This is a genomic window from Shewanella sp. DAU305 (genome assembly GCF_026802235.1).
Lineage (GTDB): Bacteria > Pseudomonadota > Gammaproteobacteria > Enterobacterales > Shewanellaceae > Shewanella > Shewanella baltica.
In genome coordinates, this window is the sequence record NZ_CP113808.1 from 4,198,016 (window position 1) to 4,221,292 (window position 23,277).

Genomic DNA, 23,277 nt, shown 5'->3' on the forward strand with positions numbered 1-23,277 from the left:
TTATACCCTCACATGACGACTAGCATCACGTCCGTAAACTAAGTTAATCAAGGCTCTTGAAGCAAAGATACCGGTAAACATGCTGGTCAACAGACCTAGACCTAAGGTCAAGGCGAAACCTTGAATTGGGCCATTACCGATGGAATACAACACGACAGCCGTGATCATAGTGGTGAAGTTAGCGTCGAAAATGGTCGAAAACGCACTATCAAACCCCGTATCAATTGCCAGCGCAAAACTGCGACCTTCTTTTAACTTGTCTTTTATTCGCTCAAAAATCAGCACGTTGGTATCGACGGCCATACCCACGGTTAACACTAGGCCAGCAATACCGGGTAAGGTCAGCACAGCACCTGGGATAAGCGCCAGTAGGCCAAACAAGATCACCATGTTAGAGATCAGCGCGATATTCGCCACCCAACCGAGACGACGATACCAAAGCGCCATAAACAACAAGGTAATCCCCATACCTAGACCAAGCGCAGCAAAACCGTTTTCAATGTTTTCAGCGCCTAACGTCGGGCCAATGGTACGCTCTTCCACAATCGTCACTGGCGCCGTCATAGAGCCCGCTCTCAGTAACAGGGCTAATTGTTGCGCTTCTTGATAGGTGCCCGCACCAGTAATGCGGAAGCGGTCTCCGAGCTGGGATTGAATGGTCGCAACGCTGATAATCTCTTGAGTTTGCTTAGCCTTTCCTTGTTCATCGCGACTGTATTCGCTGTAAGACGTCGCCATAGGTTTGCCAATATTGGTTCGGGAAAACTCAGACATTTTCTGCCCGCCGATACGGTCGAGGTTAATGTTTACCTCGGCCATACCCATCTCACCTAAACTCGCTCTGGCATCGACAATGTGATCGCCGCCCAGTACTGGCGTGCGGCTCACATAAATAGGCTTACCCGACTTATCGTTAAGCACCATGGCATTCACAGAGCCTGACTCTTTTACCTCGAAAAAAGCCAGACTCGCTGTAGCACCAATGACGTTTTTCGCGGCTGCAGGATCTTGAACGCCAGGCAACTCAATCCGAATTCGATGATCGCCTTGGCGCTGTACTAAGGCTTCTGTTATGCCAAGTTCTTCAATACGACTGCGCATAACTTGCAAGTTTTGCTGCACAGTTAAATTACGCAGTTTAGTTTGTTCCTCTTGGCTCAACTTAATCTGTAAACCCGCACCATCGGTATTGGATAATTGCCAATTTGGATAGGACTGTTTCATCATCTGACGCACGGCGGCGCGGGCGCCATTATCGGGCAGCGTCAGGTTTAATTGGTTAGTTTGATCCAAATAGACGCTGGCGCCACGGATCTTTTGCTCACGGATGAATTGGCGTAGCGAATCAACTAACGCCTCACCCTGAGTTTGATACACAGGGTCAACATCCACATCGAGTAGAAACTGCACCCCACCACGTAAGTCGAGCCCTAGTTTAATCGGCTGAAAACCTAAGTTTTGCAACCAACTCGGCGCGGCACTGGCAAGGGATAAGGTCAACTCTTTTGGCTCTGTCACCATAGACGAAACCAAGGTTTTGACTAAGGTTTGTTGGTTATCCGCATCGAGGACAATCAGGGTTTCACCATTTTTTTGGTCGATGCGTTTTACCGTCACGCCTTCAGCTTGCAGCTTATCTCTAAGAGCTACGGGCGTGAGTGTTAACCCCGCCTTCGCGCCCACTTGCACCGCGGCATCCTCACCATAAAATGTCGGCAAGGCACTGAATAACATCACTATGATGGTGACGATAAGAACTATATATTTCCAAGCTGAATAGTGATTTAGCAGCCGTTTATTGGGTTTTCTTTCCATGGGATTAACTCGCTATTTATCACCTAACTTTTAAATCAAAAGCTAAGCGAACATATTGATATCAGTCCGAAACCTATCATTGAGCACCAGCCAATCTAGCCAGTTACACTCAAGTCATCACAGCGAATGTAGCCGCGATAGAGATGGTTTCGGTGAGAACAAAAATGCAATGGCATGCAAGTTCAACGGGAGTGGACTCCTGTCGATAGCACACCTAAATAGGTGGGTTAAGCGGCTTGTTGGCTAAATCGATATTGAAGATTTGAGACTTTCCAACCCGAAATTAGAGCGGGGGAAGATACAGCTGAAAGCGTCCAATCTGATGCGATATCCAGATCGGTCTGTTCAACGACATTGGGTGTCGGTTCGGCAGTAAAGTCTAACGCGAGTACATATACCGGCTTCACCTCACGCACATCGTGCTGGGCAAGACTGATAAAGCGCGGCGAATTTATTGGGGCAAAATTTAAGTCGTCCGAATGACTCACGTAATCGGAGCTTGGACAAGGTGCTGGCTGGGATGCTGAGTCTGAATTGATGCGATTGGCATCATGAGTATGCAATGAGCCGCAACTTTCAACGGTTTGCGCATCAGACTGTATATTAGATTGGGCATTGAGCTGTGCATTGTCTTGGGTGATAGCGCCGGCATCGGACAAGCTTTGAGGCTCAGCGCTTGGCATTGCATGGTGAGTCGAGCTATCAAGACTCACAGTGTGCATCTGAGCCGTTTGTTTCAGAGCGGTGTGTTTCTGAGCATAATGGCGAGCGGCATCACTGCGTTGTTCTGAGGTTTTTGGCGTGTAGCTAGCCGAGTGCGCGATCAACATGATCGCCACGCAAACTAACATCAATCCTGTACGCCAATGTTTTACCAAAGCGTGCCCTCTTATAAAACGAAAGATAAACCCAGTCATACTTAGTTTTTGCTACATAACTGTGGGTTTATAAAGCGAAACTCACGCTAAATCAATTACACAATACTGAGTTAATTCTGATAAAACTTTCTGATGAAGCTCTAGAGTTGCAGCTTATGTAAAAGTGCACCAAGAGACAAATTAATCTTTATCCATCTTTCGAGTTCAACCCTGAAGCGGGATCTCCATCTTAACTCAGTCCCTAAACACGCATACAAACTCAATTAGCAGATAACAAAAAACCGCCCTAGGGCGGTTTTAGAACGAGCGAGAATCACACTCTCGGCACGATTTAGCAGACTCGATAGCTAAATCGATTTGCTGATTATAAATACTGTACTGAGATGATTTCGTAATCTGTCATGCCACCAGGTGTGGTAATCGACACTTCATCACCTTCATTTTTACCCACTAAGCCACGGGCTATCGGTGAGTTCACTGAAATCAGGTTTTCTTTAATATTCGCTTCATCATCGCCGACTATGCGATAAGTCACTTCAACGTCAGTATCGAGATTTAAAATAGTCACAGTGGCGCCAAAAATAATACGACCGTTGTTCACCATCTTAGTGACGTCGATAATTTGCGCGTTAGATAACTTACCTTCGATATCACGGATACGTGCTTCACAAATACCTTGGTCTTCACGAGCCGCATGGTATTCCGCGTTTTCTTTCAGGTCGCCTAGCTCTCTCGCAGAGGCAATCGCTTCAGTGATCTTAGGGCGACGGTCAAACTTGAGAATATCTAACTCTTTACGCAGCTGTTCTGCACCGACAACTGTCATAGGAACCTTAGTCATAACTTCTTTCGTCTCCTTTAAAACAAAAGCAACCCGTGCCAACGCTAAGGTCAACACAGTCAAATGAGGGTGGAATTGCGCTATTCTAATCGTTATGCGCCTTTGATGCATCAAGAACAATGCATTGACGCAGCTTACCCAACCTTAAGCAGAGTTACCAGCAATGAAATCTAAATCCGCGAGCCAAATAGAATCATAGTGGCTGCATTGATTAATAGCCGTATAGATAAAGGGTTTTGAATATAAAAATGCCCACTCGCCGTAGAGGTTGTGGGCATTTAACGGTGAACGTTACGTCATTTATAACGCTAAATCATTTATAACGAGTCACTTATAACGCTTACTCACTTGAGCGGAAGACTGAATCCTATTCAAGTCCAGCTTCAAACGTAAGGAAAATTTCACTGACGGTTTTATCGGCAAGGGATGTGTCTGCATTCGGACGCTCAATAGATGCATGTAAAAGATAACGTCCCGCCGCAGGCAAGGTCATGGCCACGTTACCGTCTTTATCTGAGGTTAAGGCGATTTCTTCTGGCTTATTTCGGTATAGGCTGCCGTCTTTCATAATCGCAACACTCACACCTGCAACGGGTTTACCGTCATAAACAAACTGCAGTGTTGCAGGTTCGTTTTCAACGATATCCGCTGGATGGGTTACAGGGACTAGTTCCAAGTACTCGCCCTTAGGAGCCAAAACCTTATCCGTTGGCTTATTTCGGGTTACGTAGGTTTCCACCCGCGACACATTTAAAGAACCTTCTAATTCAGAGGCGCCCTTTGGCATGACAGCTGCGGTCGCTTTTTTATCTAAACGACTGCGGACAAAGCCTTCTTTGCCTTTCACTTTATAGCGGGAGAAATAACGCGGCGTAACTTCTTTCTCGAACTTATACGTGCCATCTTGCATTAACTGCACATCAAATACCGACTTACGGCCGCCGGTATAACTTGAGCTTGGAGAGCTTGTCTCGCCATTAGGCAGTAACACACGTACGTCACTGGCGCTGAAAGGTTTATCCATCATAAACACTTGATTGCTGGCAGACACATCAGAGGTGATCCACACAGCTTCTTGGCTTTCGGCCGAAACGTTAAAGTGGCTAGGTAAAATCCATCTGTCATGGCTGCTTGCCAACGGACTAATACAAAGTGTGCTAAGTAATGCAATAAGACGTAATTTCATGCCTTTTCCTTAAGTTTAACGAGTAATGTACGGGCAATATATTCAGTAGCAGGCTCAGCGAGCCATGCCGCTTAATCGTATGTCGATAACGCCAGTTTCAGTGGTGGCGGGTAACTGCACTGAGAAGTCCCCCGCAGCTAAATCGATGTTTTGTCGCACGAGATCGCGACCGCCATGCTCACGCACCACTTCTATAAACACAGTGTAACGAGCAGGCTCGAGCGCTTTTCCCGCTTCATCTTTTAAATCCCAATCGATTTTGTAATGACCCGCAGGACGTGTGGCTGATGCAATACCATCAACAAAACTCATATCGTCACGACCCGCTTTACGCCACCAACGACGGATGTCTTTAAGCCATTTATGGCCTTCATCCCAAACCCAAAGGCTTAAGGTTTTTACCGGTTGCCCCTTGGCATCCTCAACCCATACGGCCACATAGGGTCTGTGATATTGCCCTTCGGTAATTTCAGGTAAAGTTAAATCGACGGTCATTTGTGGCGCCGCAAACGCAGCTGAACTCACAAACAAAGCACTCACCGCAATGGTACGAATAAGATGACGCATACTCGGTCTACACTCCTTATGGAACGAAATAAACATACACAAGTCCGCAACTACCGCTGACAAGTACCATGTATAACAATGACTTTTTGAGGCGCTTGGTTTGAGGCAATAATAAGTAAGCCCCAGTAAGCGAAAATAAAATAATCAGTACGGCGCTAAGATCGAGTATCCAAGCCCATGCAGTGCCTGTGTTGCGGCCCTTATGCAAATCATTCACTACAGCAACAACACCGTACTCTAAGGTTTCGACATAGACTTGGCCGTCGAGTAAGTCCAACGTCAGGCTGCGGTAAGTGCCGGGCCCTTTGCTGACTAAGCTAATTTCGTCTTCATCTATGTCAGCAGTGGCCATATCCATCGCCCATTCACTTTTCAACCAATGGCCCGTTGCCAAGCGCCACTGGACATCTTGTGTATCAACGGGTAATAAATAGGCAGGGATGGGCACTTGATCCCGTTTAGGTTCCTGATCCGCTTGAGAAAACCAATTAGGGTGATTTAACGTTATGCCTGTCACCGCAAAAAACAACATCAGCAACAACAACGCCATAGACACATATACATGGATAATTCGAGCAAAGGACAAAGACGACTTACTGACTCTTAATTTCAATGGTGCACTCTCAAAAGCAACCCGAAGAGAAATGCCTCCAGAATCGGCTTTCCCTAAGCAGCCTAAGACTGAAATGAGCTGCATTAAACTAATTTAATGTGCGAGATTAAATGAGATCGATTATCAAATAGAACAAAGTTTACAAACTTTACATATTCAATACTGCAAAAGAAGCTGAAATATAGGATTGAAGAATAAGACTGAAAAATAAACCGCTTACAGACAAATCTGCATTTAACACTCAAAAGCCATTATCTTTGATTAAATTAGCAGCAAGTTATTTACGGTATCATCTGTAAATACTCATTAGATTCATAGGGATAAAATCCAACATTCATGCTAACTTTTTGGGATAAAATTTACTTTACGCCCCCTCTCGTTTACCTCATTACAATCGGCTACAATCCGCCGCCGGCGACTTGCTGGTACTCCCAAGGAAATATCATCTTGAGTACATCTCTGCTCAAAAAAATGCGCTGCCTGCATATCCTGTGGCTCGCGTTAATGCTCAACGCCTGTGTTGCTCCACTCTTATTAATGTCACCCCAAGGTCAACTAATGTGGGCCCTGCTCAAACCCCTTGTCGGTTTAGATCCAAATGATGTCGGCTTATTCGAACAGCCACTCATCAAAAACCGTATGCAGGAATTGCTGGGTAAAAATTACGATACCACTCTGTCGCTGCTCAAAACGGCCGATAAGATCCAGCAGGAAGGTCCACTTATTTATTTAGTGTCAACTTATACTCCTGTACCTGAGATGGCAGAAAAAGCGGGGCTAGTGTGGAACTCAGACACCAACCAAATGGCAGTGATGCTAATGAAGGGCGGCGCGCCCTTAGTGATCTCTGAGCAATTCAGTAATCAGACAGAAAAGCTAGTCCCAAGCTGGCCGAAGGAATTAGCCGACTATACCGATCCACAGAAGTTACAACAAAAAGCCTTAGATGCGGGCGCGAACCAAGTGCAGCAACAGTTAGCCGTGCCTAATGCCGTCAAAGCGGTTGCCACAGGTGAGGTTAACGCGGTTCAAAGTGCTGTCACTGAGCATGCAGTATTGCCAGCAAGGATCACTGATGCGGCAGCAAAAGTAGCCACACCTGCAATGCCAGCGGTTCCAGCGGTTCCAGCGGTTCCAGCGGTTCCAGCGGAAATAAAATCGCTGCCTGTCGTGCCAGAAGTCAAAAAGCAATAACACAGCTCACCACAGTGCCTAATCAACTGGCACTGTGGTATTCACTGTCGTTATATAACAGTGCAAACTCCCCTTCTTCGATATCCTGATTCAAGCCCTGCTTCTTATGCCTGCTGTTATGCTGGTGCTTATGTTGGCTCTTATACTCACTCATAGATTAGTTGTGCCTGCTAACTCTAAGCCTCACTCGACGCTCTGCATCCCAGAACTAAACGGATAAGGCTTATTCAGCTTGCTGACGACTTAAAATCCAATACATCATTATTGAGTTACCCTATAAACGGCTAGATAAAAACAAACGACAGAAATTCAAGCCAGCTATAGCAAGGACATTGATAGAAAAGGTAAATGCTAAACGAAGAAAACGAAAGAAACCAAACTGCGAATAATGCGAATAATGCGAATAATGCGAAAGCAGATAGAGAGTGAGAATGAATAGTAAGGATATAGTGAAAAGCTAGAAAGCAAAAAGCCTGTCCGAAGACAGGCTTTTTAACTTTTGGCTGGGGTACAAGGATTCGAACCTTGGAATGCTGAGATCAAAACCCAGTGCCTTACCACTTGGCGATACCCCAATAAACTTGTTTAATCTTCTATCGAAGATTGCATTTTGATGGTACGGGAAGAGAGACTTGAACTCTCACACCTCGCGGCACCAGAACCTAAATCTGGCGTGTCTACCAATTTCACCATTCCCGCATCAAAATGTACCAAAATTGCCTATTCAACAGCTTTGGATTTTTCTCTGATAAATCACTTTAACAGAGTTAAATATGGTAGCAATGGCGGGACTTGAACCTGCGACCCCAGCATTATGAGTGCTGTGCTCTAACCAGCTGAGCTACATTGCCATGGCTGGGGTACAAGGATTCGAACCTTGGAATGCCGAGATCAAAACCCGGTGCCTTACCACTTGGCGATACCCCAATCAACTTGGAAACTGAGAAAAATGGCTGGGGTACAAGGATTCGAACCTTGGAATGCCGAGATCAAAACCCGGTGCCTTACCACTTGGCGATACCCCAACTAACTCTGTTTCAAACATCCGCTTATCGCAGATGCTTCTAAATTCATATATCAAACTTATATTTTAAATATAATGGTACGGGAAGAGAGACTTGAACTCTCACACCTTGCGGCACCAGAACCTAAATCTGGCGTGTCTACCAATTTCACCATTCCCGCACAGCTTCATGTTTACATCTTGAACAGATGCTAGCAATCAATGCTAGAGTAAAATCGACGTCTATTTTATATAAGAATATGCTTCTTAAATAAAATGGTAGCAATGGCGGGACTTGAACCTGCGACCCCAGCATTATGAGTGCTGTGCTCTAACCAGCTGAGCTACATTGCCACTTCGATATTACGCGCCCCTCTCAGCGAGGAACGGGGCGTATTATGCTTATTCGAGGTATCTAGGTCAACAGCTTTTTTTCGCTATTTCCCTTGGGCCAAGCTGTTCGGCTATTACTTCACCAAAGTGAGCAACAGATGTGCTAAATAACACACTATTGCTCGTACTTAGCTTAATTTATCGAGACTGACTACTTGGATAATCCTTGTTATACGTTAAACAAGAAATGCATCACATCGCCATCTTTAACGATATAGGTTTTACCTTCCACACGTAACTTACCGGCTTCTTTCGCGCCAGCTTCACCTTTGTGGGCAATAAAATCTTCATAGGACATCACTTGTGCACGAATAAAGCCGCGTTCAAAATCGGTATGGATAACACCCGCCGCTTGTGGAGCACTTGCACCTACTGGCACAGTCCAAGCACGCACTTCTTTCACGCCTGCGGTGAAATAAGTTTGCAGATTCAGTAATTGGTAACCAGCACGAATAACGCGATCTAAACCTGGCTCTTCGATACCCAGATCTGCCATAAACTCATCGCGATCGGAGATTTCCATCTCAGCCAGTTCAGATTCAATCGCAGCACACACAGCAACAACGATAGCGTTTTCTGTCGCTGCAATGGCGCGAACAGCGTCTAAGTGTGGGTTGTTCTCAAAACCATCTTCCGCCACGTTAGCAATATACATGGTCGGTTTTAAGGTTAAGAAGTTAAGGTAAGCAACGGCTTCGAGTTCTTCTTTAGATAATTCCATTGAACGCAGCATTTTCGCTTCGTCTAGAATTGGACGCATTTTTTCTAATACTTCCACTTCAAACTTAGCGTCTTTATCGCCGCCTTTAGCACGTTTCTGCTGGCGTTGAACCGCGCGCTCTAAGCTGTCTAAGTCAGCTAAGGCTAATTCAGTGTTGATGACTTCGATATCGCCAGCTGGATCAACCTTGTTAGCAACGTGAACAATGTTGTCATCATCAAAACAACGCACTACGTGACCAATGGCATCGGTTTCACGGATGTTAGCTAAGAACTTGTTACCTAAGCCTTCGCCTTTAGATGCGCCGGCTACGAGACCTGCGATATCTACGAATTCCATGGTGGTCGGTAACACACGTTGTGGATTCACAATCGCAGCTAACGCATCCAGACGTGGATCCGGCACAGGTACAACACCTGTGTTAGGTTCAATGGTACAAAACGGGAAGTTAGCCGCTTCGATGCCAGCCTTAGTTAACGCATTAAAAAGCGTTGATTTACCTACGTTAGGAAGACCAACAATGCCGCATTTAAAACCCATATGCTTACCTTTCTCTCGATTATTGGCTGACAAGTCACACTCATCAGCGAGGTTTAGTCGTCCTGCCCTATGGCAGCACATTACTGAATTAATTAGTTAATTAACTTGAGTCTCGCCAAAGGCAAAACCTACTCCGCTTTAAAGGAGTGTAATCTGTTCATGGCTTTCACCATGTCTTGCTTAAACAAAATCTCGGTAGAACGCACGGCTTCATCTATCGCCGCATCGATAAGCTCTTGCTCTTTAGCTGGCGCTTTTCCCAGTACGTAACCACTCACTTGGTTTTTATCACCGGGATGACCGATACCTAAGCGTAAACGGTAGAAATTTTTATCGTTAGCCAGTTTAGCAATAATATCTTTCAAACCATTGTGACCGCCATGGCCCCCACCGAGCTTGAACTTAGCTACGCCGGGCGGCAAATCGAGTTCATCGTGAGCGACCAGAATCTCTTCCGGTGTGATACGAAAAAAATTCGCCAAAGCACCCACGGCTTTACCACTTAAATTCATATAAGTCGTCGGGATCAATAAGCGGACATCTTTACCGTGCAATACAGCTCTAGCGGTCAAACCAAAATACTTACTGTCGGCCACTAAAGTCACGCCGCAAATTCGAGCCAACTCTAGTACGTACCAAGCCCCCGCATTATGGCGAGTGTGCGCATATTCAGCACCTGGGTTAGCCAGACCAACTATTAATTTTATTTCGCTCATGACACTCAATATCGTTATTTCGTCGATGGCAGCCGCGCAAAGCGCCGACTGAACTGACCATAGCTGCTAAAAACGCGGCATTTTAGCACTCAATGCCCAAGTCAACAAATGCCACGTCATCGCACTGAGTCAGAACGCAGAACAACTCAGGATTAACTAAGCCCCATTGCATATTTAAGAACGGTCTTTTTGATTGGAGAATTGATGTTTGCCAACTTTAAAGCGCCATTACGCAGCAGCTTTAACGGCAGGATATCGTTGCTAAAACCTGCGTAAAACAAATCCATCGCCGTCATCATCAGTTGGTTGTCGCGATAGCGTTTGCGCTGATATTGGGCCAGCACTTCATTTGACCACCAGATATTATCTTGGGCCAATGCATCCTTGATGACCGCCAAAAACGATTCAACATCCTTAAACCCAAGGTTCACCCCTTGGCCAGCGAGCGGATTAATAGTGTGGGCGGCATCCCCTAAAATCACCACGTTCTGACTATAATAACGCTGGGCATGGCGACGAGTGAGGCCAAAACTGCCTTTATTCTCAACGGTGAAATCGGCATCTAAGCGCGCAGGGAAATGCAAACGTATCTGTTCGGCCAACTGTTTGTGATTAAGCTGCATTAACTGTTTTATTCGGTTGGCATCGTCGTACCACACCAGCGACGCGTTGTTGCCGGGCAGAGGTAATAATGAACGCGGTCCTTTAGGCGTAAACTGTTGCCAAGTGACATCTTGCTGGCCCTGTGCGGTGTTGATATTGATCAACATCGCCGATTGAGCATAATCCCACCCTGAAATACCAATCCCCGCCCATTGGCGTACCTGCGAGTGCGCACCATCGGCACCGACCAATAACTTAGCGTTAAGTTTACGATTCGATTGTAAGTGCACACTTACACCGTCACTATCGCGGGAAAATGCCTCCACTTTATCGGGACAATATAAAGTGATGCCAGTCAATTGCGTCATTTGTTGCCACAGGGCAAGTTGGATTGAACGGTTTTCAACGATATGGCCTAAATGACTAGCGCCAATTTGCGAGCTGTGGAATTGGGTGATGCAGCCATCAAGCTCCCAAGTTTCTAAGCCAAGATAAGGCACATTGCGCATCTTCAGCAGTGAATCTAAGGCGCCAAGACGTTCAAGCAGCGTTTCAGAGGCCACACTGATGGCCGAGACTCGCACATCTAACGGCTGCTCGGCTTGATAAGCCTCTGGCGCAAATGATTCAATCACCGCCACTTGCAAGCCCTGCTGGGCTAATCCAATTGCTGTGGCCGCACCGACCATACCACCGCCGACGAGAATGATATCGAACTCAGCGTCTTCAACATGAGTGCCTTCAACATGAGTGACGTCTGAATGAGTTGTATCAGATGTCATCGGTGCACTTGCTTCATCAATTTGGCTCATCTTACTTACCACCTTAGTTACCACCTTTATTGCCATGTTTATTGCTGCCCAAGCGACGTCTTTACACTATTTATGCGCAAGTCTATGCGCCAGCTATTTTACCCAGACAGCATTGACCAAACCTGACGCAGGAGAAAGCCACGAACTTTGTATCAAAAGTATGTCTCTTAGCACTCAAACGTGAGCAAATGTTGCTATCACCCCGTCTGCTCACAGTTGCTTACAAAGACAAGATTTACCCGTTTCAACACTGACTAAACTCAAGTGGCACGGGCATCATAGCCAAAATCACTTAATCGAGATTTTGTGATTTGGCTGGCGTCATGCGTGCTGAACACTCTCACTTAACTAGCACCCAGCTCTAAGCCGTATTGGACGAGTTAACAAGTGAATCCACCGTATAGATTAGCGAGGATGTCATGAAAACACTGACTCTTTTACCCATAGCCAGTCGCTTATTAATTTGCAGCGCACTTACGCAAGGCACAGCATTTACATTGGGCACTGCACTCATATTAGGCATTGCACCGCTAGGCCAAGCCATCGCGGCTAGCTCAGCAACTAACTCAGTCGCGAGCCCAAACATTGAAACCATCACAGTGACCTATCGCGACCCGCTCGATTATGCCTTATATCAACATACCACGGAAATGTTGAGCGCATTTCGACTCGAAATTCGTGAAGACATCGGCATTCAAGCACGTAATAGCTTGATGGAAATGGCCAAAGCTCAGCATGTTAACCGTCTTAACCTCGCCAAAGTACAAGCCAGTAATAAAAACCTAGCATTTGTATGGGTATCACCCTCGGCAAAAGCCAACAGGTAAAAGTGAGGACAAAGCTGGTCAGCAGCCATAACAGCAGGTAAAATGTCGCGCTATTTTTATTGGTCATCTTAGGGCGACACAACTGATGAGTAAGAAACTCCATATCAAGACTTGGGGCTGTCAAATGAATGAGTATGACTCATCCAAGATGGCTGATCTGTTAGGCGAATACCAAGGTTATACCTTGACTGAAGAAGCGTCTGAGGCAGACATTCTCCTGCTGAATACTTGTTCAATCCGTGAAAAAGCGCAGGAAAAAGTGTTCCATCAGCTAGGACGCTGGAAGACGCTTAAAGATAAAAATCCCAATTTGATTATTGGCGTAGGCGGCTGCGTTGCTTCACAAGAAGGCAAAGCGATTAAAGACAGAGCCCAATGTGTCGACATTATTTTTGGACCACAAACGTTACACCGTCTGCCCGAGATGATCGAGCAAGTGCGCCGTGGTGACAAAGCGGTTATCGATATCAGCTTCCCTGAAATCGAAAAATTCGACCGTCTGCCGGAACCCCGCGCCGAAGGCCCAACCGCGTTTGTGTCTATCATGGAAGGTTGCAGCAAGTACTGCTCGTTCTGTGTGGTACCTTATACTCGCGGTGAAGAAGTCAGCCGTCCATCGGACGACATTATCCTTGAAATCGCCCAATTGGCGGAGCAAGGTGTGCGCGAAGTGAACCTGCTAGGTCAAAACGTGAATGCCTATCGCGGCGCAACTCACGATGGCGCTATCTGTACCTTTGCTGAGTTACTGCGTTTCGTGGCAGCCATCGACGGTATTGACCGTATTCGCTTTACGACCAGTCACCCGATTGAATTTACACAAGATATTATCGACGTTTACGAAGATACCCCAGAGCTAGTGAGCTTCTTACACTTGCCAGTACAATCGGGATCTGACCGTATTCTCACGGCGATGAAACGTGGCCACATGGCGATTGAATATAAGTCAATCATCCGCCGCCTGCGTAAAGCCCGTGAAGGCATTCAAATCAGCTCAGACTTTATCATTGGCTTCCCAGGCGAAACCAAAGAAGACTTTGCTGATACCATGAAGTTGATTGAAGACATAGGTTTCGACCACAGCTTCAGCTTTATCTATAGCGCACGTCCGGGCACGCCAGCGGCGGATTTACCCGATAACGTCGATATGGAAGAGAAAAAGCAACGTCTGGCGATTCTGCAAGACCGCATCACCCAGCAAGCCATGCGCTACAGCCGCCACATGATGGGCACAGTGCAACGTATTCTGGTTGAAGGTCCATCGGTGAAAAATCCAATGGAACTGCGCGGCCGTACTGAGAACAACCGAGTGGTGAACTTCGAAGGTCAGCCAAAACACATTGGTACTTTCGTGGATGTCGAAATCGTCGACGTTTACACTAACTCACTGCGCGGTGTCTTTATCCGCGGCGAAGATGAAATGGATCTACGTCGTAGCCTGCGTCCGGCTGAAATTCTGGCCAAGCGCAAGCAAGATGATGAGCTGGGCGTGACTCAATTTAAGCCATAAGCTTTAAATCGGCTTAAACAGTACCTATATAGAAAAGGGCGACTTAGTCGCCCTTTTGCTTTCACGCACTTTTGTTTAAGTCTACCGAGGCAATTGCTATTTTCCGTTAGCAATTATCGGCCATGGCTCGTAAACTAAAATTATCTTGCGATGGTTAACCAACCTCGTACCTTGCTTTCTTATTCGCTATTGGGAGTGCTATTTGTCCAGTAAATTAACTACCATGAATCTGTATCTCGAACCCGCAGAAACACGCCGTCTGGCTTCACTGTGCGGTCCATTCGATGACAATATCAAGCAGATAGAACGTCGCGTTGGCGTTGAAATCGTCCGTAAGAACAATCATTTTCAGATCACCGGACTGCCACGCAATTGTTTAAGCGCCAACAACTTACTCAAAGAACTCTACATCGAGACCCAAACGGTTAAAGGCAGCACGCCCGATCTTGAGCCTGAACAAGTCCATATCGCCATTCAAGAAGCCATTGCCCTAGAGCAAGAAGACGCGAGCGACGACAGCAGCATTAATATCAAAACCCGCCGCGGTGTCATTAAGCCACGCAATCCAAACCAAAGCCTATATGTGGCCAATATTGTGCGCCACGACATTACCTTTGGTATCGGCCCTGCGGGAACCGGCAAAACCTACCTTGCGGTAGCAGCAGCAGTGGATGCGTTAGAACGCCAAGAAGTGCGCCGTATTTTGCTGACTCGCCCAGCGGTAGAAGCGGGTGAAAAACTTGGTTTCTTACCCGGTGATTTGAGTCAAAAGGTCGACCCTTATTTACGTCCACTTTATGACGCACTATTCGAAATGCTCGGCTTTGAAAAAGTGGAACGCTTAATTGAGAAAAACGTCATCGAAGTGGCGCCGCTTGCCTATATGCGCGGTCGCACCTTGAACGATGCCTTTATTATTCTCGATGAAAGCCAAAACACCACAATCGAGCAAATGAAGATGTTCCTTACCCGTATCGGCTTTAATTCCCGCGCCGTGATCACCGGCGACATCACGCAAACCGACTTGCCTAAACATCAAAAGTCCGGCCTACGCCACGCGATTGAAGTGTTAAGCCAAGTAGAAGAAATCAGCTTTAACTTTTTCGTCTCCCAAGACGTCGTGCGCCATCCTGTGGTTGCTCGCATCGTCGAAGCCTATGAGGCCTTTGATTTAAAAGAGCAAACCTTAAAGGCCAAGAAAGAAAGCCAATACCTGAAACAACAGGAAGCCGCAGCACATGAGTCTTGATTTAGCCTTAGATATTCAACATGCCACCACCTGCGACTGGTTGCCAACGGACGAGCAATTCGCCCTTTGGGCCACAACCGCGATTGGCAATAGCATGGATGAAGCTGAATTAACTATACGTATAGTCGACAGCCGCGAGAGTCAGATGCTCAATAGCACCTACCGCGGCAAAGACAAACCGACCAATGTGTTGTCATTTCCCTTTGAGGCACCGCCAGAAATTGAACTTCCTTTACTAGGAGATCTTGTCATTTGCGCGGCAGTCGTTGAAAATGAAGCCCGTGAGCAACAAAAAACCTTAGAAGCGCACTGGGCACACATGGTTGTACATGGTTGCTTGCATCTGCTAGGGTATGATCACATCGAAGATGAAGAAGCTGAAGAGATGGAGTCGTTAGAGACCCAACTCATTGAAGGCTTAGGCTTTACTGACCCATATAAGGAACAATAGTTAGCTAAGATAATCCCTATCAAAAGCTAATGAGAAAACTATGAGTGACGATATCCCCCGAGTACGAACGCCCACAAGAAAGGTTGGTTTGATAGAGTAAGTCAGCTATTTCAGGGCGAACCTCAAAATCGCGAAGATTTAGTCGATGTGATTGATGGTGCAGAACAGCGCGATCTGATCACTCAAGACACCCGCGAGATGATAAAAGGTGTATTAGACGTTTCTGATATGCGTGTTCGGGATATCATGATCCCAAGAGCTCAAATTGTCGCCCTACAGATAGACAACTCGGTCGAAGAATTACTCGCCACAGTGATTGGTTCAGGTCACTCGCGCTTCCCCGTCGTTAACGAAGATAAAGACCATATCGAAGGCATATTGCTTGCTAAAGATTTGATCCCTTACGGTTTTTCCAACAGCGATGAGCCCTTCTCACTGGATCGCGTGATCCGTCCTGCTGTGGTTGTACCCGAAAGCAAACGCGTCGATGTATTGCTAAAAGAATTCCGCTCACAGCGCTACCATATGGCGATTGTGGTCGATGAATACGGCGGTGTGTCAGGTCTGGTGACTATCGAAGATATTTTGGAAGAAATTGTCGGTGAGATTGAAGACGAATTCGACCACGATAGCACGGAAGAAACCGAGATCCGCAAAGTCGGCAACACGGTTTATATGGTTAAGGCCTTGACGCCAATTGAAGATTTCAACGAAGAATTCAACACTGAATTCAGCGATGAAGAGTTTGATACCGTCGGTGGCTTAGTCTCACACGCCTTTGGTCATCTGCCAGAACGCAACGAGAGCATCATCATTGAAGGCATTGAATTTAAAGTTATCAATGCTGACACAAGGCGTTTAATCCAACTCAGAGTTAAACTCCCCGATCCTAATACTGGCGAAGACGTAGAATAATCACTCGTGCTAAAACAAATCCGGGCTTTTGCCCAACAAAAGTCCCGACCTAGTGCTTTGAGACTCGTACTGGCATTTGCCCTTGGCGCCAGTACGGCGCTTTCATTTGCGCCCTATTCCATTTGGATCATCTATCCGTTTGCCATGGCGATTGCCCTCTGGCATAGCCGAGCGCTTGACGCTAAGGCGAGCTTTTACTATTGGTTAAGCTTTGGGTTTGGCTGTTTTGCCGTAGGGATCAGTTGGGTACATGTGAGTATGGATACCTTTGGTGGTATGCCGCTCATCGCCTCTGTTGGCTTGATGGCCTTGTTGGCTTTGTATTTAGCCTTGTATCCGGCACTAACAGGTTTAGCGCTGGCTTGGTTAACTAAAACACTCAGTAAAAATGGCGAAACCACGTTTAGCCTTTGGCGTAATCTCGCCCTGTTCCCCGCCCTGTGGACCTTGACCGAATGGGCTCGTGGCTGGGTGATGACAGGTTTCCCCTGGTTATGGGCCGGTTACTCGCAAACCCAAGGGCCGCTAAAAACCCTTGCCAGTATCATAGGCGCACTCGGGTTAAGCTTTGTACTGGCCATGCTCGCAGGTGCATTAGCCCTTTGTTTTACTAAGCGTTATAAGAGTTTACTGCTTCTACTGCCACTCAGTATTTTGGCTGTTTGGGCTGCACCTAAGATTTCCGACATTCATCCTACGGGTGAAAATGTTAAAGTGGCACTGGTGCAAGGCAATATTCCCCAAAGCATGAAGTGGGAACCCGATGCCCTGTGGCCGACCCTTTTAAAATACATGGATTTATCCCGCGAACATTTCGATGCCGATATCATTATTTGGCCAGAAGCGGCGATTCCCGCGCCAGAATCTATGGTGCAGGACTTTTTAGATAACGCCAATAAAGTCGCCAATCTAAACCATACGTCAATCATCACTGGCATTATCAGCCATCAAAACAATGAGTTTTATAATTCATTAATTGTGCTTGGTAATCATAATCAGAAACAACAAGCAGGCCCTGACTATGAGGGCGATGGTAGCAATCAATTTAAGAAACATCATCTGTTGCCGATTGGCGAGTTTGTGCCCTTTGAAGCGCTACTGCGCCCGATTGCGCCTTTCTTTAATTTGCCTATGTCCTCCTTTGCCAGAGGCGAATATCAACAGCCAAATCTAAGTGCCCTAGGCCATAAAATCGCGCCCGCGATTTGTTATGAAATTGCCTTCCCAGAGCAATTACGCGACAGCGTTAATCAAGGGACAGATATACTGTTAACTGTCTCTAACGATGCTTGGTTTGGTAGTTCAAACGGCCCATTACAGCATATGGAAATCGCCCAAATGCGCGCAGTTGAATTGGGGCGCCCTTTATTGCGGGCAACCAACAATGGCGTGACAGCGGTAGTCGATGAGCATGGCAATATCACCGCATCCTTACCCCAGTTTGAAACCGGCGTGCTAAGCGCAACCATTCCCTTGGTAACAGGCCAAACTTGGTTCGCAAAATTAGGTCAAACACCCCTGCTACTGCTCTGTGGTTTACTGGTATTACTCGGCTTTGGCCGACGTGTAAAAGCGCAATAGGATCAAGACCATGTGTTACCCAATCAATAAACAAGATGCGGCTGGCTTTACCTTGATTGAACTGGTCGTGGTGATTATTGTACTTGGGATCTTGGCAGTGATTGCCGCGCCTAAATTTATCGGTTTGAGTAAAGAGGCTCGGGTACAAACCTTGAGCCAATTAAAAGCCAGCGTAAAAACCGCCAACACACTGGCCTACTCAAAAAACCAAATGCCCAGCCTGCGAAGCCAAGCCGTTGCAGGCCGCGACGATATTATTGATATCGACCTCAATGGTGATGGCACGCCCGATACCAGATTGAAATGGGGTTACCTAGATAATACCGATGTGGAAAACTGGATCACCTCAGATGATAAGCTCATCATTCAATATCAAGGCGTTGATATCACTTACATAGGTTACGATCTTAACAACAATACCTTAGTAGATGACGATCAATGCTATTTCCGCTACACCCAAGCCAGCGATGCCAACACCCCGCCGCTATATGATATCAACACCCAAGGTTGTTAGGCTGACACTCAGTTAACCTGTGTTATCCCGCAATTGTCTGCGAATAGATTAGGCTGATTGCGCGTTCCACGTTAAGGTGAACGATTAGACGTGGCCTTATACCAATCATAGTTACTGTTCATAGTTACTGTTCATAGTTACTGTTCATAGTTACTGTTCATAGTTACTGTGCCTGCATAGCTAATAGATTGGTACCATTACCTCGTTCCTTAACTAAGGTACACATCAAGGCAACTCTATGGCACTGCTTCGCGTGCGCTACCAAACCCACGAGTTTGGCGATCTCGATATTCATGTCAGAACCCTAAGAGACAATCAGGAATTTGACGACATCGATGGCGAAGCTGAAAAGCTCGGTATTTCCTCCGCAACTTGGCCGTTATTTGGCATAGTCTGGCCATCGAGCCAAGTGCTCTCGCACTACATGGCAGACTACAAGATTGGCAATAAACGTATTCTTGAAGTGGGCTGTGGCATTGGGCTCGCGAGTCTAGTGCTTAATCATAGGCACGCCGATATCACAGCTACAGACTATCACCCAGAATCAGGAAATTTCCTTAAGCAAAATGTCGATTTAAATCATGGTCGGGCGATCCCGTTTGTGCGTACTGGCTGGGCAGATGCAGAAACGAATTTAGGCTTATTTGATCTGATCATTGGTAGCGATCTCTTGTACGAACAAGAACATGCCGATCTGTTGTCACAATTTATTGAGCAGCATGCTAAACCGGTTTGCGATGTGGTCTTGGTTGATCCCGGTCGTGGTAATCATGCCAAATTCAGTAAACGTATGGTCACCTTAGGTTACGAACATTCACAACATAAACCCATTCACACTGAATTCTTATTGGCGCCTTTCGGTGGCCAAATCCTCAGTTACTGTCGTACGAACAGTTGATATTGTCTGATTAACTAAGATAGCGGTGATTTCGGTTTAATTGAGCAAAAAAAACGACGCAGATGCGTCGTTTTAACGAAATAAGATCGTTAACGCGACTAAGGCGTTAGCGGCTCACGGGTAAATTCTTCGTGATCACACTCTGGGCAATCAGGGATGGGACTCGGAAATTCAATACTCATTTCATTGCCACAGTTAGTGCATACCATGATGCCCTGACTTACTATGTCGCCACTTTTGTAATAACCATTTTGCTTAAAATCTTGCGTTAATTCATGCCATTCCACTTGGCTACGATCGGTTATTTCACCCAACCAATGCCAAAGCGTATTCTCCAAAGTAATCACAGTTTGGCTGTGGCTCAGACTATCGGCGTTCTGCTCGCGAAGAAAACTGGTAATATCACGTTTTAAGAATTGTTCTACTAAAGCGAGCTCATCTTCTCCAGCCTGCTGTTTAAGACGTAAAAACTCCTTACCTTGAGTGACAGAGTTAAATAAGTTCTTTACAGTCAGCGTGTTATCTTCTGCAAATTGAGCTTTCACTTCGGTAATTAAGGCTTGATACAGTCCTAGTAACACGTTACTTCTATCATTCATAACCAATACTCCTTCATACGAACCTTTTTAATGCATCGCTTCTAGTTTATTCTATGCAGATCTTACTCGCGCTGATATGGCGTTAGATCAAATAATAGGCGGCACTGCCGGAAATAGAGTGATGCAAGAGCAATATAATCCCTCAGAAATTGAAGCCTTAGTGCAAAAGCACTGGCATGACAACAAAACCTTCGAAGTCACTGAAGACGCAAACAAAGAAAAGTTTTATTGCCTTTCGATGTTTCCGTACCCTTCTGGCAGACTCCACATGGGACACGTACGCAACTATACCATAGGTGACGTAGTTGCACGCTTTCAACGTCTTCAAGGCAAAAACGTGCTCCAGCCTATCGGTTGGGACTCATTTGGTCTGCCCGCAGAAAATGCCGCGATTAACAACAAGACTGCGCCTGCGCCATGGACCTATGAAAACATAGAGTACATGAAGAACCAGCTGAAATTGCTGGGTTTTGGTTACGATTGGAGCCGTGAAATCGCCACTTGTACCCCAGAATATTATCGCTGGGAACAATGGTTCTTCACTAAGTTGTACGAGAAAGGCCTAGTCTATAAAAAGACAGCTTCAGTCAACTGGTGTCCAAACGATGAAACCGTACTGGCGAACGAGCAAGTTCAAGACGGTTGCTGCTGGCGCTGTGATACCCCTGTGGAACAAAAAGAAATTCCACAGTGGTTCATTAAGATCACTGCCTATGCAGAAGAATTATTAAACGATATCGATACCTTAGATGGCTGGCCTGATCAGGTCAAAACCATGCAACGTAACTGGATTGGTCGCAGCGAAGGTGTAGAAATGACCTTCGGCGTCGCAGGCCACGATAAAAGCTTCGATATCTATACCACGCGTCCTGATACCTTAATGGGCGTGACTTATGTGGCGATTGCCGCAGGTCATCCATTGGCTGAAATCGCCGCGCACAATAATCCTGAGCTTGCCGCCTTTATCGATGAGTGCAAAAACAGCACAACATCTGAAGCCGAACTCGCGACCATGGAAAAACGCGGTGTCGCTACAGGGCTTTTCGCCATTCATCCTATCACTGGTAAGCAAGTCCCGATTTGGGCAGCTAACTTTGTGTTGATGAACTATGGCACAGGCGCTGTGATGTCAGTTCCAGGCCACGATCAACGTGACTTCGAATTTGCGAAAAAATACGGTCTGGCGATTGAAGCTGTGATCAAGCCAGTTGATGGCGACGTTGATATCAGCGAAGCCGCTTATACCGAAAAAGGCGTACTGTTTAACTCGGGAGAGTTTGACGGTTTAGACTTTGAAGCGGGCTTTAATGCCATCGCTAACAAGTTAGTCGCCGAAGGTAAAGGCAAGCGCCAAGTCAACTATCGCCTGCGCGATTGGGGTGTTTCACGTCAGCGTTACTGGGGCGCACCTATTCCTATGGTGACCTTAGCCGACGGCACTGTGATCCCAACGCCAGCAGATCAACTGCCAGTATTACTGCCAGAAGATGTGGTGATGGACGGGATTCAAAGCCCAATCAAGGCCGATAAAGAATGGGCGAAAACCCAAGTCAACGGTCAAGATGCGCTGCGCGAAACCGATACCTTCGATACCTTTATGGAATCGTCTTGGTATTACGCCCGTTACTGCAGCCCGCATGCGGACGAAATGTTAGATCCGGCTAAAGCAAACTACTGGCTACCCGTGGATCAATACATTGGCGGTATCGAACACGCTTGTATGCATTTGTTATATTTCCGCTTCTTCCATAAGTTGCTGCGTGATGCAGGTCTGGTTAACTCTAACGAGCCAGCCAAACAACTGCTGACCCAAGGCATGGTGTTGGCCGATGCTTTCTACTACATCAACGAAAAAGGCGCCCGTGTATGGGTTTCTCCTTTAGATGTAGCGACCACAGAAAAAGACGACAAGGGCCGCATTACTAAGGCTATCGACAAAGACGGCAACGAGCTGGTTTATACCGGCATGAGCAAGATGTCTAAGTCGAAAAACAACGGTATCGATCCTCAAGTCATGGTTGAAAAATACGGCGCCGATACCGTTCGCCTATTTATGATGTTCGCCTCACCACCAGAATTAACTCTGGAATGGCAAGAGTCTGGCGTTGAAGGCGCACACCGCTTCATTAAACGTCTGTGGAAATTGGCAAACGAGCATGTGAACCAAGATAACAGCGAAGCCTTAGATGCCAGCAAGTTAACAAGCGACCAAAAAGCGCTGCGCCGTGAAGTCCACAAGACTATCGCTAAAGTGACCGACGATATCGGCCGCCGTCAGATGTTCAACACTGCGGTTGCCGCCGTGATGGAACTGATGAACCATCTGCAAAAAGCACCACAAACCACAGGTCAAGACAACGCCATTATCGGCGAAGCCTTATCGGCCATAGTGCGTTTGCTGTACCCTATCATTCCGCATGTTAGCTTTAACCTGTGGAACGAGTTAGGCAATGCAAGCAACATCGAAGACAGCCAATGGCCAGTCGTTGATGAAGCTGCGCTAGTTGAAGACAGCAAGCTCATCGTTGTGCAAGTTAACGGTAAAGTTCGCGCAAAAATCACAGTGGCTGCCGATGCTGATAAAGAATCAGTAGAAGCCTTAGGCATGAGTGATGAGCACGTGATCAAATACCTAGACGGCCTGACTGTGCGTAAAGTGATCTATGTGCCGGGTAAACTGCTTAGCATAGTGGCCAATTAACCGCTGCTAATAACTAGCTATACCCTAAGTTATTGAAGTGGTAGCAAGGCGGCAATTAAGAACAGCCCATGAGCTTAAGTTTTCTAAGTGATTGGGTTGCTTGAAAGCCGCCAACAAAGCTGCCGCTTCAAGCCAGCAGGTATACAACGA

At 46.5% G+C, this 23,277-nt stretch carries 20 protein-coding genes, 7 tRNA genes and 1 pseudogene; 10 read left to right on the plus strand and 18 right to left on the minus strand.

Annotated elements, in window-relative coordinates:
- The 6 genes from secD to OX890_RS17840 all read right to left on the minus strand — a co-directional run bounded on the left by secD (position 1) and on the right by OX890_RS17840 (position 5,900).
- Positions 1 to 1,815 (minus strand): protein translocase subunit SecD, encoded by a 1,815-nt coding sequence (secD, locus tag OX890_RS17815; protein ID WP_268649662.1) that lies wholly within the window; start codon positions 1,813 to 1,815, stop codon positions 1 to 3.
- A gap of 227 nt (positions 1,816 to 2,042) precedes the next feature.
- The gene (locus OX890_RS17820; protein WP_268650624.1) at positions 2,043 to 2,666 is read right to left on the minus strand and encodes a hypothetical protein; all 624 of its coding nucleotides are present in this window, start codon (positions 2,664 to 2,666) and stop codon (positions 2,043 to 2,045) included.
- Positions 2,667 to 3,057: 391 nt separating this feature from the next.
- Positions 3,058 to 3,534: a transcription elongation factor GreA gene (gene greA / locus OX890_RS17825; protein ID WP_006082729.1), complete on the minus strand. Its 477-nt coding sequence runs from the start codon at positions 3,532 to 3,534 to the stop codon at positions 3,058 to 3,060.
- 367 nt (positions 3,535 to 3,901) lie between these two features.
- Positions 3,902 to 4,720, minus strand: a complete 819-nt coding sequence (locus OX890_RS17830; protein ID WP_268649663.1) for a DUF4198 domain-containing protein — start codon at positions 4,718 to 4,720, stop codon at positions 3,902 to 3,904.
- 54 nt (positions 4,721 to 4,774) lie between these two features.
- Positions 4,775 to 5,287 carry a DUF2271 domain-containing protein gene (locus OX890_RS17835; RefSeq protein WP_268649664.1) on the minus strand — a complete coding sequence of 171 codons (513 nt, stop codon included), beginning with the start codon at positions 5,285 to 5,287 and terminating at the stop codon, positions 4,775 to 4,777.
- 16 nt (positions 5,288 to 5,303) lie between these two features.
- Positions 5,304 to 5,900 (minus strand): PepSY-associated TM helix domain-containing protein, encoded by a 597-nt coding sequence (locus OX890_RS17840; protein WP_268649665.1) that lies wholly within the window; start codon positions 5,898 to 5,900, stop codon positions 5,304 to 5,306.
- A gap of 471 nt (positions 5,901 to 6,371) precedes the next feature.
- On the opposite strand from OX890_RS17840, the gene OX890_RS17845 reads away from it, so the two are divergent.
- Positions 6,372 to 7,094: a hypothetical protein gene (locus tag OX890_RS17845; RefSeq protein WP_268650625.1), complete on the plus strand. Its 723-nt coding sequence runs from the start codon at positions 6,372 to 6,374 to the stop codon at positions 7,092 to 7,094.
- Positions 7,095 to 7,116: 22 nt separating this feature from the next.
- Here OX890_RS17845 and OX890_RS17850 read toward each other — a convergent pair whose 3' ends face one another.
- From OX890_RS17850 to OX890_RS17900, 11 genes are all read right to left on the minus strand, one after another.
- On the minus strand, positions 7,117 to 7,248 hold the full coding sequence (locus OX890_RS17850; RefSeq protein ID WP_268649666.1) for a hypothetical protein: 132 nt from the start codon (positions 7,246 to 7,248) through the stop codon (positions 7,117 to 7,119).
- 346 nt (positions 7,249 to 7,594) lie between these two features.
- A tRNA-Gln gene (locus OX890_RS17855) sits at positions 7,595 to 7,669 on the minus strand.
- Positions 7,670 to 7,708: 39 nt separating this feature from the next.
- Positions 7,709 to 7,793, minus strand: a tRNA-Leu gene (locus OX890_RS17860).
- Positions 7,794 to 7,868: 75 nt separating this feature from the next.
- A tRNA-Met gene (locus tag OX890_RS17865) sits at positions 7,869 to 7,945 on the minus strand.
- 1 nt (position 7,946) lies between these two features.
- Positions 7,947 to 8,021: transfer RNA gene (locus OX890_RS17870), tRNA-Gln, on the minus strand.
- A 23-nt stretch (positions 8,022 to 8,044) separates the two neighbouring features.
- Positions 8,045 to 8,119, minus strand: a tRNA-Gln gene (locus tag OX890_RS17875).
- Positions 8,120 to 8,194: 75 nt separating this feature from the next.
- A tRNA-Leu gene (locus OX890_RS17880) sits at positions 8,195 to 8,279 on the minus strand.
- Positions 8,280 to 8,374: 95 nt separating this feature from the next.
- Positions 8,375 to 8,451: transfer RNA gene (locus OX890_RS17885), tRNA-Met, on the minus strand.
- A gap of 208 nt (positions 8,452 to 8,659) precedes the next feature.
- Positions 8,660 to 9,751, minus strand: coding sequence for a redox-regulated ATPase YchF (gene ychF / locus OX890_RS17890; protein ID WP_006082735.1), 1,092 nt, complete (start codon positions 9,749 to 9,751; stop codon positions 8,660 to 8,662).
- A gap of 128 nt (positions 9,752 to 9,879) precedes the next feature.
- The gene (gene pth / locus OX890_RS17895) at positions 9,880 to 10,467 is read right to left on the minus strand and encodes an aminoacyl-tRNA hydrolase (RefSeq protein WP_006082736.1); all 588 of its coding nucleotides are present in this window, start codon (positions 10,465 to 10,467) and stop codon (positions 9,880 to 9,882) included.
- A gap of 152 nt (positions 10,468 to 10,619) precedes the next feature.
- On the minus strand, positions 10,620 to 11,882 hold the full coding sequence (locus OX890_RS17900) for an FAD-dependent monooxygenase (protein WP_268649667.1): 1,263 nt from the start codon (positions 11,880 to 11,882) through the stop codon (positions 10,620 to 10,622).
- 419 nt (positions 11,883 to 12,301) lie between these two features.
- Here OX890_RS17900 and OX890_RS17905 point away from each other — a divergent pair, with 419 nt between their 5' ends.
- The 8 genes and pseudogenes from OX890_RS17905 to OX890_RS17940 all read left to right on the plus strand — a co-directional run bounded on the left by OX890_RS17905 (position 12,302) and on the right by OX890_RS17940 (position 19,827).
- Complete coding sequence (locus tag OX890_RS17905; RefSeq protein WP_268649668.1) at positions 12,302 to 12,709, plus strand: hypothetical protein; 408 nt, start codon at positions 12,302 to 12,304, stop codon at positions 12,707 to 12,709.
- An 85-nt stretch (positions 12,710 to 12,794) separates the two neighbouring features.
- Positions 12,795 to 14,219, plus strand: coding sequence for a tRNA (N6-isopentenyl adenosine(37)-C2)-methylthiotransferase MiaB (gene miaB, locus OX890_RS17910; protein ID WP_006082739.1), 1,425 nt, complete (start codon positions 12,795 to 12,797; stop codon positions 14,217 to 14,219).
- Between the two features lie 202 nt (positions 14,220 to 14,421).
- Positions 14,422 to 15,468, plus strand: coding sequence for a PhoH family protein (locus OX890_RS17915; RefSeq protein WP_259503669.1), 1,047 nt, complete (start codon positions 14,422 to 14,424; stop codon positions 15,466 to 15,468).
- Positions 15,458 to 15,919 (plus strand): rRNA maturation RNase YbeY, encoded by a 462-nt coding sequence (ybeY, locus tag OX890_RS17920; protein ID WP_012587022.1) that lies wholly within the window; start codon positions 15,458 to 15,460, stop codon positions 15,917 to 15,919. Before OX890_RS17915 ends, ybeY begins: the two co-directional genes overlap by 11 nt.
- A 40-nt stretch (positions 15,920 to 15,959) precedes the next feature.
- A pseudogene (corC, locus tag OX890_RS17925) lies at positions 15,960 to 16,834 on the plus strand (CNNM family magnesium/cobalt transport protein CorC).
- 6 nt (positions 16,835 to 16,840) lie between these two features.
- Complete coding sequence (gene lnt, locus OX890_RS17930) at positions 16,841 to 18,415, plus strand: apolipoprotein N-acyltransferase (protein WP_126492574.1); 1,575 nt, start codon at positions 16,841 to 16,843, stop codon at positions 18,413 to 18,415.
- Between the two features lie 10 nt (positions 18,416 to 18,425).
- Positions 18,426 to 18,929, plus strand: a complete 504-nt coding sequence (locus OX890_RS17935) for a pilus assembly FimT family protein (RefSeq protein WP_268649669.1) — start codon at positions 18,426 to 18,428, stop codon at positions 18,927 to 18,929.
- A gap of 238 nt (positions 18,930 to 19,167) precedes the next feature.
- Positions 19,168 to 19,827 carry a class I SAM-dependent methyltransferase gene (locus OX890_RS17940; RefSeq protein WP_126492576.1) on the plus strand — a complete coding sequence of 220 codons (660 nt, stop codon included), beginning with the start codon at positions 19,168 to 19,170 and terminating at the stop codon, positions 19,825 to 19,827.
- A gap of 98 nt (positions 19,828 to 19,925) precedes the next feature.
- On the opposite strand, the gene OX890_RS17945 is transcribed toward OX890_RS17940, so the two are convergent.
- Positions 19,926 to 20,426 carry a zinc ribbon-containing protein gene (locus OX890_RS17945; protein ID WP_006082746.1) on the minus strand — a complete coding sequence of 167 codons (501 nt, stop codon included), beginning with the start codon at positions 20,424 to 20,426 and terminating at the stop codon, positions 19,926 to 19,928.
- A gap of 121 nt (positions 20,427 to 20,547) precedes the next feature.
- Between OX890_RS17945 and leuS the strand changes: the two genes are divergently transcribed.
- Complete coding sequence (gene leuS, locus OX890_RS17950; protein ID WP_126492577.1) at positions 20,548 to 23,127, plus strand: leucine--tRNA ligase; 2,580 nt, start codon at positions 20,548 to 20,550, stop codon at positions 23,125 to 23,127.
- The last annotated feature ends 150 nt before the right edge of the window (positions 23,128 to 23,277 follow it).

Coding starts and splice junctions, on each gene's coding strand:
- OX890_RS17835 (WP_268649664.1), bottom strand. CDS start 5,287: ATGCGTCATCTTATTCGTACCATTGCGGTGAGTGCTTTGTTTGTGAGT.
- ychF (WP_006082735.1), bottom strand. CDS start 9,751: ATGGGTTTTAAATGCGGCATTGTTGGTCTTCCTAACGTAGGTAAATCA.
- OX890_RS17935 (WP_268649669.1), top strand. CDS start 18,426: ATGTGTTACCCAATCAATAAACAAGATGCGGCTGGCTTTACCTTGATT.
- OX890_RS17850 (WP_268649666.1), bottom strand. CDS start 7,248: ATGAGTGAGTATAAGAGCCAACATAAGCACCAGCATAACAGCAGGCAT.
- OX890_RS17940 (WP_126492576.1), top strand. CDS start 19,168: ATGGCACTGCTTCGCGTGCGCTACCAAACCCACGAGTTTGGCGATCTC.
- secD (WP_268649662.1), bottom strand. CDS start 1,815: ATGGAAAGAAAACCCAATAAACGGCTGCTAAATCACTATTCAGCTTGG.
- ybeY (WP_012587022.1), top strand. CDS start 15,458: ATGAGTCTTGATTTAGCCTTAGATATTCAACATGCCACCACCTGCGAC.
- OX890_RS17900 (WP_268649667.1), bottom strand. CDS start 11,882: ATGAGCCAAATTGATGAAGCAAGTGCACCGATGACATCTGATACAACT.
- miaB (WP_006082739.1), top strand. CDS start 12,795: ATGAGTAAGAAACTCCATATCAAGACTTGGGGCTGTCAAATGAATGAG.
- OX890_RS17945 (WP_006082746.1), bottom strand. CDS start 20,426: ATGAATGATAGAAGTAACGTGTTACTAGGACTGTATCAAGCCTTAATT.
- leuS (WP_126492577.1), top strand. CDS start 20,548: ATGCAAGAGCAATATAATCCCTCAGAAATTGAAGCCTTAGTGCAAAAG.
- OX890_RS17830 (WP_268649663.1), bottom strand. CDS start 4,720: ATGAAATTACGTCTTATTGCATTACTTAGCACACTTTGTATTAGTCCG.
- greA (WP_006082729.1), bottom strand. CDS start 3,534: ATGACTAAGGTTCCTATGACAGTTGTCGGTGCAGAACAGCTGCGTAAA.
- OX890_RS17905 (WP_268649668.1), top strand. CDS start 12,302: ATGAAAACACTGACTCTTTTACCCATAGCCAGTCGCTTATTAATTTGC.
- OX890_RS17820 (WP_268650624.1), bottom strand. CDS start 2,666: ATGTTAGTTTGCGTGGCGATCATGTTGATCGCGCACTCGGCTAGCTAC.
- pth (WP_006082736.1), bottom strand. CDS start 10,467: ATGAGCGAAATAAAATTAATAGTTGGTCTGGCTAACCCAGGTGCTGAA.
- OX890_RS17845 (WP_268650625.1), top strand. CDS start 6,372: ATGCGCTGCCTGCATATCCTGTGGCTCGCGTTAATGCTCAACGCCTGT.